Origin of the sequence: Microcoleus sp. AT9b-C3 (assembly GCF_036705485.1) — a bacterium.
Taxonomy (GTDB): Bacteria; Cyanobacteriota; Cyanobacteriia; order Cyanobacteriales; family Microcoleaceae; genus Microcoleus.
In genome coordinates, this window is sequence record NZ_JAUBUR010000023.1 from 81,209 (window position 1) to 100,531 (window position 19,323).

14 protein-coding genes are annotated in these 19,323 nt (G+C 44.9%); 8 read left to right on the forward strand and 6 right to left on the reverse strand.

Annotated elements, in window-relative coordinates; genetic code table 11:
* The first annotated feature begins 178 nt into the window (after nucleotides 1–178).
* Nucleotides 179–1,141 carry a hypothetical protein gene (locus QUB77_RS20280; protein WP_333179099.1) on the forward strand — a complete coding sequence of 321 codons (963 nt, stop codon included), beginning with the start codon at nucleotides 179–181 and terminating at the stop codon, nucleotides 1,139–1,141.
* 222 nt (nucleotides 1,142–1,363) lie between these two features.
* The gene (locus QUB77_RS20285; protein ID WP_333179102.1) at nucleotides 1,364–1,672 is read left to right on the forward strand and encodes a UPF0175 family protein; all 309 of its coding nucleotides are present in this window, start codon (nucleotides 1,364–1,366) and stop codon (nucleotides 1,670–1,672) included.
* 44 nt (nucleotides 1,673–1,716) lie between these two features.
* Here the strand turns inward: QUB77_RS20285 and QUB77_RS20290 are convergent, their stop codons facing one another.
* A complete protein-coding gene (locus tag QUB77_RS20290; RefSeq protein ID WP_333179103.1) occupies nucleotides 1,717–2,394 on the reverse strand; it encodes a leucine-rich repeat domain-containing protein in 678 nt (225 codons plus the stop codon).
* Nucleotides 2,395–2,528: 134 nt separating this feature from the next.
* Between QUB77_RS20290 and QUB77_RS20295 the strand changes: the two genes are divergently transcribed.
* The 5 genes from QUB77_RS20295 (at nucleotide 2,529) to QUB77_RS20315 (ending at nucleotide 7,639) form a co-directional block, all read left to right on the forward strand.
* Nucleotides 2,529–4,478 (forward strand): long-chain fatty acid--CoA ligase, encoded by a 1,950-nt coding sequence (locus QUB77_RS20295; RefSeq protein WP_333179106.1) that lies wholly within the window; start codon nucleotides 2,529–2,531, stop codon nucleotides 4,476–4,478.
* A gap of 151 nt (nucleotides 4,479–4,629) precedes the next feature.
* Entirely contained in the window at nucleotides 4,630–5,070 is a 441-nt protein-coding gene (locus tag QUB77_RS20300) for a YlqD family protein (protein WP_015179467.1), read from the forward strand.
* A gap of 172 nt (nucleotides 5,071–5,242) precedes the next feature.
* The gene (locus QUB77_RS20305) at nucleotides 5,243–6,541 is read left to right on the forward strand and encodes a dihydrolipoamide acetyltransferase family protein (RefSeq protein ID WP_333179109.1); all 1,299 of its coding nucleotides are present in this window, start codon (nucleotides 5,243–5,245) and stop codon (nucleotides 6,539–6,541) included.
* Nucleotides 6,542–6,677: 136 nt separating this feature from the next.
* On the forward strand, nucleotides 6,678–7,172 hold the full coding sequence (locus tag QUB77_RS20310) for a papain-like cysteine protease family protein (protein WP_333179112.1): 495 nt from the start codon (nucleotides 6,678–6,680) through the stop codon (nucleotides 7,170–7,172).
* Nucleotides 7,173–7,183: 11 nt separating this feature from the next.
* Entirely contained in the window at nucleotides 7,184–7,639 is a 456-nt protein-coding gene (locus QUB77_RS20315) for a hypothetical protein (RefSeq protein ID WP_333179114.1), read from the forward strand.
* A 69-nt stretch (nucleotides 7,640–7,708) separates the two neighbouring features.
* Here QUB77_RS20315 and QUB77_RS20320 read toward each other — a convergent pair whose 3' ends face one another.
* The 5 genes from QUB77_RS20320 to QUB77_RS20340 all read right to left on the reverse strand — a co-directional run bounded on the left by QUB77_RS20320 (nucleotide 7,709) and on the right by QUB77_RS20340 (nucleotide 17,925).
* Nucleotides 7,709–9,139, reverse strand: a complete 1,431-nt coding sequence (locus QUB77_RS20320; protein WP_333179117.1) for a DUF3370 domain-containing protein — start codon at nucleotides 9,137–9,139, stop codon at nucleotides 7,709–7,711.
* Nucleotides 9,140–9,382: 243 nt separating this feature from the next.
* Nucleotides 9,383–10,129 (reverse strand): PEP-CTERM sorting domain-containing protein, encoded by a 747-nt coding sequence (locus tag QUB77_RS20325; RefSeq protein ID WP_333179120.1) that lies wholly within the window; start codon nucleotides 10,127–10,129, stop codon nucleotides 9,383–9,385.
* Nucleotides 10,130–10,420: 291 nt separating this feature from the next.
* Entirely contained in the window at nucleotides 10,421–10,546 is a 126-nt protein-coding gene (locus QUB77_RS20330; protein WP_333179124.1) for a hypothetical protein, read from the reverse strand.
* A gap of 27 nt (nucleotides 10,547–10,573) precedes the next feature.
* Complete coding sequence (locus QUB77_RS20335) at nucleotides 10,574–15,874, reverse strand: AAA family ATPase (RefSeq protein ID WP_333179127.1); 5,301 nt, start codon at nucleotides 15,872–15,874, stop codon at nucleotides 10,574–10,576.
* Between the two features lie 77 nt (nucleotides 15,875–15,951).
* Nucleotides 15,952–17,925: a carotenoid oxygenase family protein gene (locus QUB77_RS20340; protein ID WP_333179129.1), complete on the reverse strand. Its 1,974-nt coding sequence runs from the start codon at nucleotides 17,923–17,925 to the stop codon at nucleotides 15,952–15,954.
* A gap of 570 nt (nucleotides 17,926–18,495) precedes the next feature.
* Between QUB77_RS20340 and surE the strand changes: the two genes are divergently transcribed.
* Entirely contained in the window at nucleotides 18,496–19,173 is a 678-nt protein-coding gene (gene surE / locus QUB77_RS20345; RefSeq protein ID WP_333179131.1) for a 5'/3'-nucleotidase SurE, read from the forward strand.
* Nucleotides 19,174–19,323: the final 150 nt, after the last annotated feature.

The following is a 19,323-nucleotide window of genomic DNA, read 5'->3' on the forward strand; positions in this document are numbered from 1 at the left end:
TTTCGGCACATCTTAGCCGTATCATCTGTTGTTTAGTTCACTCTACTTCATGCCGTTTCACCTGAGTTCGGCTCAGTCAAGGCAACTGCTAGTCATTGAGCAGCCTGCACGTTACTCATTGCGACTTCCCAAATGCCTTTTGCACAATAGCTGTAAAAGTTAGGAACAGGCAGAAACAATGAAAGCTACTGGTAAGGTGTATACAATTGATTTGGCTGGGAATCAGTATCAAAGCCCTCGCTACTTGCAAAGTCGGGCGAGGATCAACTCTCTCATCGACCATTATATGTCATTGGAAGTTTTGAGCGATCGACTTTCCGATCTACCCCAGCAATTTTCCACCCCGCATCCCCGCCCTTGGGAGCCCATAGATTGGCAAGGAATTAATCGCGACCAAATTATTGGTGTCAAGCCAGAAATATTTTTGCAAATTTTGGCAAGTGCGGCAGAAATTGAAGCTCCCATCCGCAGCTACGGTAGAGAAAGTTGGTGCTATTTACAGCATATTTACCCGCAAATGGCGCGGTTTATGGGAGGATTTTTTGATGACAATGGCAACATCTTAGAGATAGGTGTCTGGGAAAAAGAAGAACGCCAACATTGCCCGACATTTAGGAAAATTTACCAGCAACTTACAGCCGAAAAACTGCAAGTTAAACCCAACTCTGTTAATGGTTGTCAATCCACAGGTGACGCTTGGCAAGATACCTATAAACACGTGATTAGTCGCCTCAGTACCGAGTGGGGAGCTACTTCTGTTTATTTATGGTTGATGGTACACTCAACAGGAGCGTTGCAACAGGCAATTTCGCAGCCTTTACAGGATGAAATCAATCATTTGGCTAAGTTTTGGGGTTTCAGCCGCTGGGCTTTCTCCCAGAGTTATTTCAATCAACTAAAAGGCTCTACCAAAAACCTGATTGCTTTGCTGAAACACCATCAGATTGAACGCACGCACGGCAATGATGTGTTTAATACTTCACTCAGTCTCAAACAGATTTCTTTGGTGTTGGAATTGACTTTTACATTCACGCGAGTGATGGTGCGTTTGCGGCGCTGGAACCGTGAACTCAGTCGCAGTTATCTCAGACATTTGTTTGGTACTGCGCCGATGGTTGATGCACCGCGCCATGTCGCTTAAATCTGAGATATTGCACGAGTTTCATGAACAGGCAAAATGCCTGTTCCACTCATAGTTCAATTTTCTTGTGGGGGTAAGGTGAGCCATAGGCACCCAGCTATGTTAAAGTGCTGACATATCTAGTCGTTTTAATCTTGAAGAATACAGCGCATGAATCAAAGTTTAATGAATCTGTAACGATCGCACTTCAGAGACAATTGAAATTAAAAGGTACTATAAATCATGCAAATTACGATCGACCTTCCCGACAATCTACCTCTGACTGAAGCCGATGTGCGACTCGAACTCGCGATCGTACTTTATCAGCAACACAACCTCAGTCTCGATCGAGCCGCTCAACTCGCTGTAATGTCTGTGGACGACTTCTACCAACTATTAATCAGCAGCCATATTGTCACCCCGCCCGCAGATCCCGATGACGAGCCTGCCGAACTCGTCCTAGCCAGCCTCCGTAACTCCCTCCAGCAAATTAAAGAAGGCAAATTGTATCCTATTTCCGAACTGTGGGAGGGCATTATTGATCGCGTTTGAAAAAGCCACCCAATTCATAAAAGTTTGAGTATTTAATTTCAGAGTTACCACTGACAGATAGACTCTGGCTTGAGAGGACAAGTCTTGGGTGCGATCGGGTTTCCCCTGATGTGGAGCCGAGTCAGTTTAGTCAAGGAGTGTAAGGGTTTGATGTCTCTGATTTGATTGCTATCGAGGTTGAGCACAGTCAGATTAGTCAAAGATTCTAGCGGTTTGATGTCGCTGATTTGATTATTGTTGAGACCAAGCTCCTTCAGGTTAGTCAAAGATTCTAGGGGTTTGATGTCGCTGATTTTATTGTTGCTGAGGACAAGATGCTTCAGGTTAGTCAAGGATTCTAGGGGTTTGATGTCGCTGATTTTATTGCCAATGAGGATGAGCACAGTCAGGTTAGTCAAGGATTCTAGCGGTTTGATATCGCTGATTTTATGGTCATCAATCAGTCCGAGTCCCGGAAGACTCGAAAGTTTTCGATCGGCGGCATCGCACTCAGTAGTCCCGGCTATCTTCAACAGCTCCTCAACAGTATGTTTAGCTTCGGGACTCAAATCAGCTTTTTGGCGACACCAATCGGCAAATGTTCGTCCACTTTTTCCCAGTTGCGGATCGGCGACTAACTTGGAAGGCTTATTTCCACAGGATATTAGACCGATCGCACTTAAAGCAATTACTATCAACCTTGATAAATTCATGTATTTCTGTGCAACTATAACTGTCATCATTTTGTATCTCTAATTATCTAAATAGACAACGGCAGGTTGACAAACTGTCACGACACTGCCAGATAGTTCTAAAATAACTGTGATATTAAACTTGTACCAATAATTTGATCTCCGAAAACTCAGGAAAATACCTTATGAACGGCCCAGCATCTTACACATCGTATCAACTGACCGATCGCGAACGCGCCAACCTTAGCCGCCTAATCGATTACACTTCCATTCGATCGATACCCGAATTTTGGGCGATCGTCAAACAACAATTCGGTCAAACCGTCGCCCTCCACGACCCCCACAGCCAGCCAGAAATCCAACTCACCTACACCGACCTCTACCAGCAAATCCAGCAATTCGCCGCCGGCCTCCAAGCCCTCGGCATCGAAGCCAATCCCGAAGAAGCAGTCCCTCCGCGCGTCGCCCTCTTCGCCGACAACAGCCCCCGCTGGCTGATAGCCGACCAAGGTATCATGATGGCTGGGGCCGCCAACGCCGTTCGAGGCGCCACCGCCGACCCGGAAGAACTTTTGTACATCATCCAAGACAGCGGCAGCACCGCCTTGGTAGTCGAAAACCGGGCATTACTCAAAAAACTGCAACACCGCCTCCCGGATTTGCCCATCCAACTCATCGTCCTCCTCTCCGACGAAGAACCGGAAACCAGCCAAACCCTAAGCACAGTAAAATTTTCCCAAGTCATGACCACAGGGGCAAACCGCCCCCTCAAACCCACCAACCACAAGCCTCAAACCCTCGCCACCCTCCTCTACACCAGCGGAACCACAGGCAAACCCAAAGGCGTCATGCTGACTCACGGGAACCTGCTGCACCAACTCACCACCTTGGGCACAATTCTCCAGCCCGAAGCCGGCGAATCTGCCCTCAGCATTCTGCCCAGTTGGCACGCCTACGAACGCAGCGTCGAATACTTCCTGCTTTCCCAAGGATGCACGCAAATTTACACCAATATTCGCTATTTCAAACAAGACTTGAAAACTTACAAACCCCAGTACATGGTCAGTGTTCCGCGCATCTGGGAATCGATTTACGAGGCCGTACAAAAGCAATTTCGGGAACAGCCGCCGAACAAACAAAAATTGGTGAATTTCCTGTTATCTTCCAGCCAGCAATACATCGAGGCCAGCCGTATTTTTCAAGGATTAACTCTCAGTTTGAAACCTGCTTCTGCTACTGAAAAACTCATCGCCTGCATCAAAAGCATTCTGTTGTCACCCATCCACGCCCTCGCCGAAAAACTGGTTTACCAAAAAGTCAGGGAAGCTACAGGGGGACGGTTCAAATGGGCGATTAGCGGTGGCGGTTCTTTGGCCGCGCATATAGACAATTTCTTTGAAATAGCGAATATCGGCTTGTTGGTGGGATATGGTTTAACCGAAACGTCCCCGGTTTTAACCGTCCGCCGCCCTTGGCACAATCTTAAAGGTTCCGCTGGACAGCCCATTGCCCATACGGAAATTAAAATAGTAGACCCAGAAACCAGACAGCAACTGCCCACAGGCCAGCGCGGTTTAGTCTTGGCGCGGGGGCCGCAAATTATGGCAGGTTATTATCTTAATCCCCAAGCGACTGTTAAGGCGATCGACTCCGAAGGCTGGTTCGACACCGGCGATTTGGGCTGGCTGACACCGGGAAACGACTTAATCTTGACCGGGCGGGCCAAAGATACGATCGTCCTCAGCAACGGCGAAAACATCGAACCCCAGCCCATAGAAGACGCCTGCGTCCGCAGCCCCTACATCGACCAAATTATGCTAGTAGGTCAAGACCAGAAATCCGTCGGCGCCTTAATTGTCCCCAATGCAGAAGCTGTGCAGAAATGGGCCGAAACTCAGAATCCCCCTTTACACGAAATTGACTGGAATAGCAAGACAATTCAAGATTTATTCCGCAAAGAATTGAACCGAGAGGTGCAAAATCGCCCTGGATACCGCGCGGACGATCGCATCGGCCCGTTCCGGTTGATTCAGGAGCCATTTTCGATGGAAAATGGAATGTTGACCCAAACCCTGAAAATTAAGCGCCCGGTTGTGACGCAACACTACCGCGATATGATTGACGGGATGTTTTGAAATATTCGCAGGACTTGGGGAATGGAAAAGAAAAAATTATCCCAACACCCGAGTCCCGAGTCCGAGTCCTCAGTCCTGGGTCATTAGTTCATGTTTACCAACTAATGACTAATGACTAATGCCTAATTCCTAATTGACAAGCAACAACTTTATGGAACCACAATTACTCTTGAAACGATCGATTAACGTTAAAGTCGTCGTTACTCCCCGCTGGAAAGAAGAAGCTCAACAGCAACTCCAAGCCCAAATCAACCAAATAGATTCTCAGCTACAACAGTTAGAAATGCAAGGGCAGCGGATGATTTCAGAAATCCAAAAGCAAAATCTGCAGCCCCCAGGCCCGCAAGTAATGCAGCAAATAGAAAACATTCAAGTGCAGGTGAATCAAAGAAAAAGCGAACTGCTAGAACAGAAAAACCAAAACCTGCAACAGCTTCAGCAAGTGCAGGTGCTAGACCTGGAACAAGAAGTGAGTCAAGGTCAAATTGACGGCACATTCACTGTCGGGCTGGGAGAAAACTTGATTCAAAAAATGCAAGTAGAAATTCTCCTCCGCGACGGCATAGTCGAAGAAATTCGAGGTGATATTTAGAAATTGGTAAGTGGTAATTGGCGATCGGTAATTGGCAAGAGATTTTGAGTCAACAGTCACCCCCCCAAATGCGAGACACTGGCATAATAATAAGTATTGCCGGTGGCCGGTCGCCAATTATCAATTGCCACATACCGATTACCTATTACCAACTCAAAAGGACTTTTTACAGATGATTCGCGAAGTTTTCATGCCAGCCCTGAGTTCGACAATGACAGAGGGCAAAATTGTTTCCTGGGTCAAATCCGCAGGAGACAAAGTAGAAAAAGGCGAAACGGTGGTAGTCGTTGAATCCGACAAAGCCGACATGGACGTGGAGTCTTTCTACGAAGGCTATTTAGCAATAATTATCGTACCAGCAGGCGAAGTTGCTCCGGTGGGGGCGGCAATCGCCCTCGTAGCAGAAACAGAAGCCGAAATCGCCACAGCTCAGCAGCAAGGAGCCGCCGCCCCAAGCGCAGCAGCAGCCCCGGCTCCCAGCCCCGCTCCTGTGAGCGCAGCTACATCGTCAGCAGGTTTGCAGCAAAATGTCAGCCGCCAAAACGGCCGCAGCGTCGTTTCTCCCCGCGCTCGCAAATTAGCCAAAGAATTTAAAGTAGATTTGAATTCTATCAAAGGCAGCGGGCCCAACGGTCGCATTGTCGCAGAGGATGTGGAAGCAGCAGCCGGCAAAGCCCAACCCGCTCCGGTTCAGCAACCGGTAACAGTCCCCGCAGCACCCGCAGCACCCGCACCCGCAGCACCCGCCCCCGCAGCAGCCAAACCCGCCTCCGCACCAGTCCCGGCGATCGCACTTTCGGGCCAAAAAGTACCGATGAACGCGCTGCAAAATGCGGTAGTGCGGAATATGGAAGCAAGTTTGAGCGTGCCGTCTTTCCGCGTGGGTTACACAATTACTACTGATAATCTCGACAAACTCTACAAACAAATTAAGTCGAAGGGCGTCACGATGACGGCTATGCTGGCGAAGGCTGTAGCAGTAACTTTACAAAAACATCCTCTGCTGAATGCTTCTTATGTGGAGTCGGGAATTCAATACCGCGCTGATATTAATGTGGCGGTAGCGGTGGCGATGGATGGCGGTGGTTTGATTACGCCGGTGTTGCAAAATGCCGATCGCCTCGATATTTATTCGCTCTCGCGCACTTGGAAGGATTTAGTCGATCGCGCCCGCACCAAGCAGTTGAAGCCGGATGAATACAGCACCGGAACTTTTACTCTTTCCAATTTGGGAATGTTTGGAGTAGACAAGTTTGACGCTATTTTACCCCCGAATCAAGGCTCGATTTTGGCGATCGGTTCTTCGCGGCCGCAAGTAGTGGCTAATGAAGATGGTTTGATGGGAGTGAAGCGCCAAATGCAGGTGAATATTACTTGCGATCACCGGATTATTTACGGTGCTGATGCGGCGTCTTTCTTGCAAGATTTAGCGAAATTGATTGAGACAAATCCTCAGTCTTTAACGCTTTAGCGATCGTCCTAAATCTCCCTTTTACCCAAGGAAAGTAAAAGGGAGATTTTGACTATTTTTTAACCAAATATTTCATTATCTAATATAGACACACTTTGGTAAAGCAGATAAAATAGATAAATGATAGACTGATGTTATGGCAGGATTGTCTGGAGCCGGCGGCAATTGGCAAGTTATTGATGAAATAGCCGATCGGGATGTCGTCCAACAACAAGATAAGTTATCATGTGGCCCTGCTTGCGGTGAAATGCTCCTGGGCGATCGCGGAATTAATGGTGCGAAGCAATCTTTAATTGCCGCTGAAACTGGAGTACCTGTCAATATTGAAGATTTAGCCATCGCACTCAATACTCTGGATACAAACAGTTCTAGATTTTGGTTGGGCGGTACTATGTCTATTCCTGGGGCAACAAATTCTGAAATAGTTGAGGTATTAATTAGCACGGGTTCTTGGGCTGCTGTTTTGTGGGAAACTTTAGCTGACTTAGGGCATATAGTCATTGTTGATGGACTCGACGATACAGGAAAAATTCTGATTCGTGACCCTTGGAATGCTACAAAATATAAAATGGAATTAGAAGAGTTTTTAAATTACTGGAACCTTCAACCAGTTTACTCATTAATACGATGAAAGTGCAAGTTTTGTCTATTCAACCTGCGAGCGAACCTAATACTCACCAGGTTTTGGTGTCAGTTGGTACGGATACACACAAATTTATTTTTACCACAGAAGTCAATCAAGTGGGAGAACATTTACTTCAGACTACTCGCGGTGAGCGCACTTTTTCAGAAGTTTTCCGATTTAATCAGCGAGTAGCGATGAATGTGACAAATCTCGTGGTTAAATGCTACAATCATGAAAATATAAATCTTCCCGCAGATGTTGGCATTTTTGTCACTCCAGAAACAGCTTTATCAAAGCAAAAGCAATTGGAAAATAGCAGTTTAGCAGACACTGACTCGCAACAATCCAAAGCAGTCGAGCGAGAAACCCGTCAAAGGGCGATCGCAATCGTTGAGAAGTTACCGGAAGCTGTACTTGATGAAGCCGTTAAGTTTCTCGAATCTTTGTATGTTAAGGGCGAGCCCGTCGAGTAGCGATCGTACTTTTTGTTGTGAGAAATTCAGCCGCGTTTCGCACAGTGTAAATATACAGTCAACCAATAACTAATTACTCGATCGCACAGTCAAAACTTGCGGCGGCGTCGCATCCGGCGGATACAAGAAATCCACCTGCACCAAACGGCGTTCCCCCGGCTTCATATTCACATTCACCAAAGGTTCCCCCTGCTGTCCCCGGCGCTGCACGATGTGAATGTAGCGCGTCAAAGTCTTGCCCCTATCATCATTAAACATCACCCGCACCGTACCTCGGAAAAATATCCGATTTTCAGGAGGATCGTAAAACATCAATCCCCCCGATTCTGTATTTGCTTTAATCGGTGTTTGCATTTTAATGCTAACAGATTGGGACTCACGAGATTTGTTGTAAAGAGGAAAAGTTAAGTTGTATTGAATCCCGTAATTACCGTGAGCAAAATAAGCAGTATCAGGATAGCGAGCTAACATTTTAGCGCTTTGAACTTGACCAGTGCCAAAAGTTCCCGTATCAGTAGTGCTCAAAGCATAAGAAAATGACTCGCCGCGCTTGGGAATAGTTAAATAATCAGTTCTCGAATTGTCCGTAATTTTAGCTTGCCACTGGGAACCTTCAGCTACTCCAGCTACGCGGCCGTAAATTTTTTGCACCGGATTTTCGCCTCTCGGAGTTGGTGCTAAATCTCTCGGCCCCGCTAAACCTTTGGTATTTAAAATATTTTCCCACTCTTCTAATGTGGGATATTGCTCGACTCCTCCTTGACTTTGAGGAGCAAACATTGCTAATGATGCTACATAAACCGAATTGCTGCTCGACATTCGCATCAAGGTCGATCGACCGTTGGAAGCAGGCGTCACATTCCCCACAGGTATCGGCAAATTCATCAGCATTCGGCTCTCATTGGCGGGAATCTCGATCGCAGCGGGCAAAATGGCTTGTCTGTATCCCCGCAGGACATCGCTGGTGATGCGGCTTCCAGGCCCCGCAAACACAGTGCCAAATCGATTCTCTAAATACGACGGCAAATCGACAAACAAGGCATCCGGCCGAGTTAAATAAGTCGCTCCTTGCAAGACATTTAAAGTAACAGGTTCGGAGTTAGGATTGTGGACAATTATTCCTTGAAATAAGGTGCGAGTTTCTGCGCGATTTTTAGCTTTGGCGATGTGGTGGGCAAAGATGTCAAATCGGCCTTTGAAGGGAAAGTTTAAGTGTGCAGAAGGTACTTGTTTGGCTTCTTGCGGAAATGTGGAGAGCAAAATGCCTTCGGTTTGCACAACTTCGGGGCTGTTGCTGTTGAAAACCGGGATGCTGTCGAGTTGTCCCGGCAAAACGCGCACTTGCTGGGGCATTGTCACTGTTTTCAGCGGGCTGCTGCTTGGCTGTGGCGGCAAATCCAGTTCGTTTTCGGGTACGGGGACTTCTGGGTCGATGATCAGTTGTTGTTGGGCAGGAGGTGCGGGGATTGTTTGAGCTAGGGGGAAAATTGGCAAAAACATTGCTGAGAGAGCGTTTAACTGAACTTGCAGAAGATTGCCACATAGCAACCGACACAAAACCTTACCACAAGTTGGTTGATATTTTCTCGGGATTTTGAGGTTTTGTCAATCTAGAGCAAAAATAAGAGCCAGAGGCGGGATAGCTGCCCTGGCTCTTATGAGTTGATACTAGAAGTTAACGTCAATTCACTCGAAATGCTACAAGCTTTTCTGCCGATGGATGGCCTGCACCCCTGAGAAAATTTAAGCAAGAGCTTTTTTTGCCTGCTTGCGGCGGGCTGCGACTAAACTTCCCAACCCCATCACCATACCTGCAATAGTTGTTGGTTCGGGCACTGCCTCAGCATCAGCGGGAACTCCCGCCATAACTTTGTCACTGGTGCCAATATTAGACCCACTTACCTGCTGGAAGCGAACCCCTGCCTTAAGCGTACCATTCTGAAATCCCGTCAAGAAAGCACTTTCTGCCTGAGCCGCACTCAGACTGCTGCCCGTTAGCAAAAAGCTAACCAAAGTAGACTGATTTTTATATAAGCCTCCATTAGCGTTTCCACCATTAAAGCTATTGCGCGGAGTGCTAATGCCATAGTCGAAACCGTTGTGCAAGCCGCTAATATCAACATTGTTCCAAAACTTTGTAAAAGTGCTGCCTGCAGTCGGTTTAACTGATGCAGTAACGCCGCTCAATACGTCAAATGCCACCGCAACGAGAGAAGAGTCTGTTGCACCGCCGTCTGTAGCCTTAGTGCCAGTGGTATTGGTGATGCCCAAATTCAGGAGCAAGTCGGCTCCACTTTGGACAACGTTGAAGTCCAATGTTGCAGTAGCGCCGGTACCGATGACGTTGCCCAGGCTGTTGGTACTACCGTACTCAGGTGCCACGGATAAACTGAATGCTTGGGCTTGCGTTGCAGTTAGTAATGAAGAAGCAATGGCTAAACCAGCGGTAGCTAGACACGCGGTTAGCGGTTGGGCGAAGTTGGTTTTCATAAGAGTAATACCTTGTTTATATCGTTTGGGGATTGACTTTATTGATTTCTTCTGGTATCTATTTACATCATCTATCATGTAAAAGTATTTTTTTATACATTTTTGATACCTTTACCAAAACAATATTTTGCGAGGTTTATTCTTAAAGTTTTCGTAAACTCGGTTGTACCGCAAACGCTAGGATGACTGTTGCTGAGGCATTCCACGGCTAACTATCCGTTATTGCAACTTTCGGTACCATCGGCTGTTACAACCCGTATTTGCGTAATTTTACTAATGTAAAAGTTTTTTTTATACAAATAGATTGCCAATCTGTTGGCCGATCGCACGTTCCTGAGTCCGCGCACCATTTCCAAAATTGTTGGGCGTGAAGTCGGTTTCGATCGTCGGACGCTCAAACAATTTACCAATTACCAATTACCAATTACCAATTACCAACTTGCGTTATTTCTGTTTTATGACTACCAACGTAATGTCGTCAAAAACTTTATGTTTGTCAATATGTTGCCGCAGATGATCGATTACTGCTTGTCGAATTTCTTCAGCCGTTTTGTGGCGATTGTCTTTGGCTACTTGGCACAATCTTTCTATGCCGTAATATACGTTATTTGTATTTACAGCTTCGGTAATTCCATCTGTGTAAAGAACTACTACATCCCCTGGATTAAGATGCACTTGAATTTGGGAAACAAAACCCGAAATATCTTCCTCTAATCCCAGGGGAAAACCGAGTTCCAGTGTATCGATCAGTTCGATGTTACCATCAGTACGGACTACGATAACTTCTTCATGTTGACCGCTGAGGCTGAAGTTACTATCTTGATAATCTAACAAAGCCAAGGTCATGTTTTTAGACGAGTCTATGCGCTCGATGTTGGCATAAAGAGTGCGGTTTAACACATCAAGAAACTTCACCGGATCGGTTTCGTTCATTTGTTGGAGAGTGCGGACGGCGGTTTGCGCCATAATCATTAATACGCCACTTTCTAAACCATGTCCCGTAACATCGCCGATGCTAATTTTTACATTATCATTTAGGGTTAGCACGTCGTAGTAGTCGCCGCCAACTTCATCGGCAGGTTGCATATATCCAGCTATTTCTAATCCTTTAATTTTATCAAGTTCTGATTGTTTGGGCAAGATCATTTGTTGCAGTCGTTTCGTGACTTCTAACTCAGCACTGAGGCGGATGTTTTCGGCTTTAAGTTTGTTGTTGAGGGAGCTAATTTCCTGGTTTGCTTGGGCGAGTTGGGCGGTGCGTTGTTGCACTTTATCTTCTAAAGTTTGATAGAGACGGGCATTTTCGATGGAGATCGCAGCTTGGGCGGAAATGATGTTGAGGACTTCTAGGCGATCGCGCGTAAAAGCCCCCGCTGTTAAATTATTTTCTAGGTATAAAATGCCTACCAACTTACCTTGATTGATCAGGGGGCTACACAAGATAGATTTAGGTCGCTGCTGAATAATATACGGGTCAGATGCAAACCTGGTTTCAGTGCTTGCATCATCGATCGCAAGAGTTTCTTGCGTGCGTTCTACATAATTAACCAGCGAGATAGGAATCTCTTGACTTTCAGTCGCTGACTTGGAGATTAATTGACATCGTTCACCCGTACATTGAGCTTCAATTTTCCACTTACCTGCTGGCTCAGGTATGAGGAAATAAAATTTTTCCGCTCCCGCGTTTTCCAGCAAGACTTGCATCAAATTCGAGAGCAATTCATCCAGATTAACTTTCCCTGAGAGCGCTTGGGAGGCTTTGATAATTGTTGACAAATCCAGAGCTTGTCCAGCACCTGAACTGGTAGAAGTGATAGTGTTCCTGCTCTGAACAATCGTTTCGTCTCCTCCACTCGTCAGGCTGTTTTTCCTGCCGACGACTGGTGCGAGTAATTCAGAATAGCGCTCTTCTAAATCTTTAACTTTTGCCTTCGCTCCCCAGCGAATATAAGCATAGTAAGCGTCTATCATGTAGGTACGCGCTACTTTCTGACGACCTAAAGTTAAATAAAATTCTGCTGTTAGTTCATTGGCGAGGGCTTCATCCTGCACATATCCATTTTCCTTGGCTCCATCTATCGCCCGGTCGTAATATTCCATTGCTGAGAAAGATTCACCCAATACGCGGGCTTTTTCTGCTTCTACTAAGTCATACTTATGCTGGTAATTGGCTGGGCAATGGAACGCCCAATTTTTTATGCTTTTCTGAGTTTCTTCTACTTGGTTGAGGTATTCTTGTTTCTTTTCTTCCTCTCCTGAATCTGCCTGAACATACTGGGCTAAAAGAATCAGACAATAGTAAAAACTATGTTCAATAAAACTAATATTTGATTGAACGTAACCTGAATATTTTAACCCCTCTTTCGCAAACTCGATAGCTTCTTCATACTGCTTAAACAAATAGCAAACTACAGTTTTGGCAAAATAAAGCCTGAACAAGCAAATGAAATTCTTTACTTCTCTTAAATAAGAGATAGCTTTTTCCTCATTTAATATGCTGCCCATCAAGATCAGTTTATTATCTGTCATTCCCCTTAAATTTTCTACTAATTGACCGAGAATTTTGAGTAAATATAACTGGTGTTCTTGGGACAATCTCTCTGCCAAGTCAATATATAGTTTTTGCTGTTCTTGCACGTAGTCCAGATGCTCTGCATTAAAAAATAAATGCGAGCAATAGTAATCAGCAGCATGACAAGCATATTCTATATCTCCAAATTCTAAGCCGCTATTAATTGCTTGACGAAGGGGTTCTATCGTTTCCCTAGTATGCTTTTTGAGGTGGATAATACCGATGGAAACATTAACTAAAACTTTAGAACGAAACTCTCTAGCATCTAACTTATCTAATAGCTGCAAAGCCAGTTGCCCCAGTTGATAGGATAAATTTATATCTGAGAATAGCCAAGATACGAATATACCGTAAACAGAATAGCCGTAAGTAGATTGCGGCGAATTCCCGTACTGACGAGAAAGTTCCACCATAGTATATATAATAGGTAGCGATAGCGGGCTTTCTGCAAAGCAAGCAGGTGGGAATATAAGAACTAAAAGCTGCATAGCCGCCTGCTTGTAGGGTTCGCTCATTTCAGGCAGGTTTGCTAACTCCTCAATATTGAGTTCTTGCGGGGGTGATTCATATAGGGTCACTCCTAGTATCTTTAGAACTTGCAGTCCGGCATCTAAGCCATCATTATTTTGATTTTTAGCGAGGTAAATTCTAATTTTCAGTTCGTATAAGTTGACTTGTTCGAGGATTGTTTTGGCTTTTTGAAACACGCGATCGCACAAGCTCCCCGCTCGTTCTAAATTGGCATTGAGATATTCGGCTTCCGCCGCTTCCCGATAAAAATTAAATGTCAGATCGTATCTACTTTCCCAGCTATCTTGACTCAGGAGTTCTATACCTACATTCAAATAATTAACAGCAGCTTCATACGCAGTCGCTGCCTTTGCTTTCTGTCCAGCGATTAGGTTTAATTCAGCCAACTCATCTTTTTCAGACTGATTAGTTAGCAAATCTGTGCCAAAATTCAGTTGGTTAACCAGAGCAAAAATATTATCTTTTTGCTCTTGCTCTGTTGTATTATTCAGCAGCAGTTGACCAATTTTCAGGTGAGTGGGTTTTTTGTCTGACTCGGGAATCAAAGAATAGGCTGCTTGTTGCACGCGGTCGTGCAAAAATTTGTAGTCAACTTTGATATCGTGTATAGATGCCAACTCTTCCTGGGCAAACACTAGAGGAATTTTGTAATTTTCAGACAGCGGCAGAATCAAACCTGCTTGCATTGCTTCCCACAAATGAGCAGCCGTCGCTAAGTTTGATTCTTCATTGACAATTGATAAAACTTCTAAATTAAATTGGTTGCCGATACAAGCCGCTAGTTTTAATGCTTTCTGCGTTGTTTCTGGGAGTTTGCGAATATTTCTGGCAACCAGTTCAACAATATTGAAATCTGCAATACCTATTGCTTGAATTTGTTGGATATCCCACTTCCAGCGGTCTGTATCTACTTGATAAACCAGAAGATTTTCCGAGTACAGGGTTTTGAGTAGCTGGGTTAAGAAAAACGGATTGCCTTGGGTTTTATTAAACAGTAATTCAGAAAAAAGTTTAATGTTTTCTGAGTTTACGCTGGCATCGAGAGTGTCGGCGATTAATTGGTTTACGCTATCCAAAGCCAGCGCCTGAATGGTGATATTATTCACCACCGTTTCATTTTCTTGAATTTTTTCTAGCGTTTGAATTAAAGGATGAACGGGACTGACTTCGTTATCTCGATAAGCTCCAATCGTTAACAAATATTTGTTATCTGGATCGGTTACCAAGAGTTGGATTAATTTTAGAGATGCCGAATCTGCCCACTGTAAATCGTCAAGGAAGATGACTAGCGGGTGTTCTGGTTGACCAAAAACTTGAATAAATTGTTGAAATACCCGATTAAATCTGTTTTGCGATTCCGAAGATCCCAGTTGAGGAACTTCAGGCTGTTTACCGATAATTAGTTCGACTTCGGGGATAACATCAATAATAACTTGACCGTTCGTACCTAGCGCTTGTAATAATTTTTCTTGCCAAATAGCAATCTGTTCGGAACTTTCGGTTAATAGCTGACGGACTAATTCTTGAAATGCTTGAATTAAAGCTGCATAGGGAATATTGCGCTTAAATTGGTCAAACTTACCCGCAATAAAATATCCCCTAGCTGCTACAATTGGTTTATGAACTTCATTGACGATTGAAGTTTTACCAATCCCGGAATAACCGGAAACTAACATCATTTCGGTGGCACCGAGGCTGACTCGTCCAAAGGCATCTAGAAGAATTTGGACTTCGGTTTCTCTACCATAAAGCTTCTGGGGAATGAGTAATTGGTTGCCGCGATCGCGTTGACCGATGGGAAAATTTTCAATCTTTCCAGTTGTCTGCAATTGCTGCAAACAAGTTTCCAGGTCAAATTTTAATCCGGCAGCGCTTTGATATCGGTCTTCAGCATTTTTTGCTAACAGTTTCATGACAATATCTGAAACCGCTTGAGGAATTTCTGCAACCTCTTTAGGTGGGACTGGTTGTTTGGCAATATGACAGTAAACCAACTCCATCGGATCGGTGGTATTAAATGGCAACTGGTTGGTCAGTATTTCATAGAAAGTCACTCCTAAAGAATAGAAGTCGGTGCGGTAGTCAATTGCTCGATTCATCCTCCCCGTTTGTTCGGGTGACATATAAGCGAGAGTCCCTTCTAGCAAGTTGGGATTGCTAATGCTTTGGTTTTTCAATTCCAAGCGCGATGAAATACTAAAGTCAGTCAGTTTTACTTTTTCGGTCGCTGGATTGATAATGATATTTGAGGGCTTAATGTCTTTGTGAATGATCGGTACTTGATGGAGATATATCAAAGTTTCGGATAGAGCGATCGCTACCCTCAGCAACTCGGTTATTGACAGGTTATTGGCTGCCATAAAATGATAAAGGGATAGACCCCCAAAATCTTCTAGTATTAGCGCTAAACTATTCTGATAATTTTCTAAGTTGTAAGTTTTGACAATTCCTTCACACTCTAAATTTTGAGTAATTATAAATTCTTGCCTTAAATTGGTGATTTGTTCAAGGCTAGGATAATCATATTTAATAAGTTTAATGATAACTGGTTCTCTGTAACCATGTTTTTTAGCTCTATATACAACAGTCCTTACTCCTTCGTAAATTTTTTCTATAATTTCGTATCCCGAAAGAACTATCATTGTTTTCACCTTACCCTTTTCATTAACTATTCTAAATCACAAGCAGATTCATGGATTATCTGCCTGTTAGTAAATTTTTACTCGCTTTCAAAGCGCGGGTACAACTCTTTAGCAAACAACTCCTGAATCTCTTTCTCGAATTCCGGCGGAGATTGGAAGTTCTTTGCTAATTCCTGGTAATCTTCCGGCAACGAGATGTTGTATTTAGCTGAACGAGGCCCTATTTGTTGTAACCAAGCTGTATGCAATGTGAATGTAAAGTCAAGGGATTTATGGCTAAGTTTGCATTTCGGCCCGCCAGACAAATTGTCAGCCTCGAAAATCCAAATTTCATTTCTTTGGGGAGTGAAAACGGTGCAAACTATATAACCGTTGGTTGAACTACCTTGATTACCGCGACGCGGCATAAACTGCGGTGAACTCACGATGTAGCCAGGATCAAACTGATAGCGATCGGCAATTTCCATCGACTGCGTGTCCAGCCGCAGCAAGCAAGCTGGTACGCCCTTTTTAGCCAGAGCCAAAACCTCTGACTGCGGTACTTCCTGATACTTATAATCCCGGTATAATTGGCACAAGTAATCGGTCGTTAAATCCTTCCACAGTCCGAAAGAAATCCAGTAGATATTATCTAGCTTTCTGGGAGTTTTACCTGACGGTAATCGGTCAAGGTAGGCGTATAATCCCAGCCCCCATGTATATTCGGTATCCCAGATAACTTTTGGCTCGATGGTTTGATCTTGGTTGTTTAGGTCAATTACGTAGCGTCCCAAACGGCTGATGTCCATCTCATTCAGTTCCATCCCAGGCAAGTTTTTAGGCACGGGATTGTGAGGTTGATAAGGGGAAATATCGTATTGACGCAGCCATTCAGCAACGTCCCAAGCACAAATATGAGCTACGTGGAGCGTAATTTTCTCGTTAGGATTTTCATAGTCCACCAAAAAGTGAGCCGCTTCGAGGGGAATTACCACTTTTCGGGCGACAACTTTAACTTCAGGTTCGTTCAAGGCTGGACGCTGCCCCTTCCCCTTTTGCAGATCGCTGCGGCTAACGATATAAATAATAGAATCGGGTGACGGTGGACTTTCTAATAATTCCCTTAAAATTCTTTCTAGCTCTTTGTTTTCTGGAAAAGGATTGGTGAGCAACTGCTCCAGTCCAGTGCTAAAGGCTGTGTCCATCAAAATTACATAATTTTCCGTTACTCCAATCTGATGGATAGTTTGCTTGATGCTGACTGGCGAACCATCAGGATTTACCAGCGTCCACCGCTCCAAGTGAGTCACTCCATCCCAGCGAATCAGATAGACAAAATCTTCTAAACCCTTAAATTTTTCCCAAAAGTGACGAACTCCTGGAAAGCGTTCGTCTATCTTCTCAATGAAAGGTATAGTATCAAGAAAATTCTCTAACGATCTACCATAATTAACTGCGAACATCTCGCCCGTGTAGGTATCAAAAGTTGGATGGGCGGTACTAAAAATGGGTGGAAAAAGATAGGGCAGAGGAGCTTCAGGACGCCACTCTTTATTTGACCCAACTGGCGTCACCAGATGGAGGGTATCGGTATCAATTTCATAAGGACGACCCGCGTCATAAGTTACTAGCAAGCGCTCAGGTTCGTCTTGAGAGAATTTTACGGGCAGAAAAGCTGTATTTAACTCGTTGCGAGCGCCCAGAAGTAAGGAAAACCTTAAGATCCCATGATTGCGAAATCCCAACTTAGTACCCTTAGTTGCCTCGTCAAAATGGTAATCTAGAGGCTTGGCAATCCGCGTTTTCAAAATTACTTGACCCTTTTGATTAAAATCAAGTCGGTAAATCATGCCGTCGCCATTCAAAAAAGAGTCTCCGTCGGCAAAAGGAAGACCTCCTGATTCAACGGTTCCTACTGGCGCAACAATGAAGATATAACCCTGTACCTCTTCTGGTAAGTCCCCTTCAATTTCCAGTTGGATGTTATCTAGTTCGTCCCTGCTTGCGGTCATAATCGACTGAGGAACTGGGGGACAGCCTGTTTTGGCATTGCTTTGAGGGGATTCGCTCATGTGGCTCTCCTGGGTGAGATGTAATAATTGTAACAGTGTAGATCAGTATTTGATTTATGAATGGGGACTGAGGATGGGAACTTAGATACTCTGCTTGGTAAGGATTTCCTCTTCTCCCCTCCCCTGCGTCAAAGCCCAATGGGAATCGACATTAACTTATTATCGGCTTTCTCGTACTTATGGTGATAACGCAAGCTAATAATTTAGCACGATCGAGGGTTTGAACGTTCAGTAGTCAGCTACTTAGTATCATATGCTACTTTTAACACCCAGCATCGCGGAGAGGCGAGGAAAAAATTATGTGATTAGATGTTTGCATCGACACTGATGTCATGAATGCTGCACTGGGGCAAGCGTAACAAGTCGCTTTAACTGACACATCAAGATGCGGCTGACCTAAAATGTGGCGCGCCACATTTCTGGGGCAACTGTTCAATTAATGCCATGATATAAATGTGTGGCAATGCTCATACTGACGATCGCCACCAATCAACAACCAATTTGGGCTAGAACTATCAGAAGGTTGCCAGCCTCTGCGCTCTCAAATCGGTTCTATAAAACCGACACATAATGACGATAATTTTAACCAACGACGACGGCATCGATGCTCCAGGGATTCAGGCACTTTTGCAGGCTGTAGAAGGCAAAACAATTATGGTGGCTCCGCAGGGGCAATTGTCCGGCTGCGGGCATCAGGTGACTGCTCACAGTCCGATTCATGTCGATCGGCGATCGGAATTTGAGTATGCTGTAGGGGGAACACCGGCCGATTGCGTGCGTATTGCTCTTCATCACGTTTGTGCGAAACCGGATTTGGTGCTTTCGGGTATTAACGCGGGTGGCAATTTGGGGGTTGACGTGTATATTTCGGGCACGGTTGCGGCTGTGCGGGAAGCAGCCATGCACGGTATTCCGGGCATCGCCATTTCCCACCGAATTAAAAAGCCGCTCGAAATTGACTGGGATGTCGCTACTCGCTGGACATCGCGGGTGTTAGCGGATTTGCTGAACCGGGAACTAAAGTCTGGGTGTTTCTGGAATGTGAATTTGCCGCATTTAGCGCCGGGAAGTGCGGAACCGGAAATTGTGTTTTGCCAGCCTTCGACGCAGCCGCTGCCAGTGGTTTACCGGATGGAGGGAGAATACTTTTATTATGCCGGAGAATATGGCTCGCGCGATCGGGCGGCGGGGACTGATGTTGACGTGTGTTTTGAGGGTAATATTGCGGTTACTGAGATATCGTTGTGATAGATTTGGGCGATGGGATCAAACTATATTTTTTGCATTGTTTGCCCAAAAAAGCGTCAAGGGATCGGCTCATCAAAACTTAGGATAGGAAGCAATTTCTTAAGAATCTCAGCGGCTTCAGCCCGCTTGAGTTTCAACTTACAGGTTTGA

Bases quoted from the DNA above. Each gene is read 5' to 3' on its own strand.
- QUB77_RS20280 (WP_333179099.1), top strand. From the start codon at position 179: ATGAAAGCTACTGGTAAGGTGTATACAATTGATTTGGCTGGGAATCAG.
- QUB77_RS20285 (WP_333179102.1), top strand. From the start codon at position 1,364: ATGCAAATTACGATCGACCTTCCCGACAATCTACCTCTGACTGAAGCC.
- QUB77_RS20290 (WP_333179103.1), bottom strand. From the start codon at position 2,394: ATGATGACAGTTATAGTTGCACAGAAATACATGAATTTATCAAGGTTG.
- QUB77_RS20295 (WP_333179106.1), top strand. From the start codon at position 2,529: ATGAACGGCCCAGCATCTTACACATCGTATCAACTGACCGATCGCGAA.
- QUB77_RS20300 (WP_015179467.1), top strand. From the start codon at position 4,630: ATGGAACCACAATTACTCTTGAAACGATCGATTAACGTTAAAGTCGTC.
- QUB77_RS20305 (WP_333179109.1), top strand. From the start codon at position 5,243: ATGATTCGCGAAGTTTTCATGCCAGCCCTGAGTTCGACAATGACAGAG.
- QUB77_RS20310 (WP_333179112.1), top strand. From the start codon at position 6,678: ATGGCAGGATTGTCTGGAGCCGGCGGCAATTGGCAAGTTATTGATGAA.
- QUB77_RS20320 (WP_333179117.1), bottom strand. From the start codon at position 9,139: ATGTTTTTGCCAATTTTCCCCCTAGCTCAAACAATCCCCGCACCTCCT.
- QUB77_RS20325 (WP_333179120.1), bottom strand. From the start codon at position 10,129: ATGAAAACCAACTTCGCCCAACCGCTAACCGCGTGTCTAGCTACCGCT.
- QUB77_RS20335 (WP_333179127.1), bottom strand. From the start codon at position 15,874: ATGATAGTTCTTTCGGGATACGAAATTATAGAAAAAATTTACGAAGGA.
- QUB77_RS20340 (WP_333179129.1), bottom strand. From the start codon at position 17,925: ATGAGCGAATCCCCTCAAAGCAATGCCAAAACAGGCTGTCCCCCAGTT.
- surE (WP_333179131.1), top strand. From the start codon at position 18,496: ATGACGATAATTTTAACCAACGACGACGGCATCGATGCTCCAGGGATT.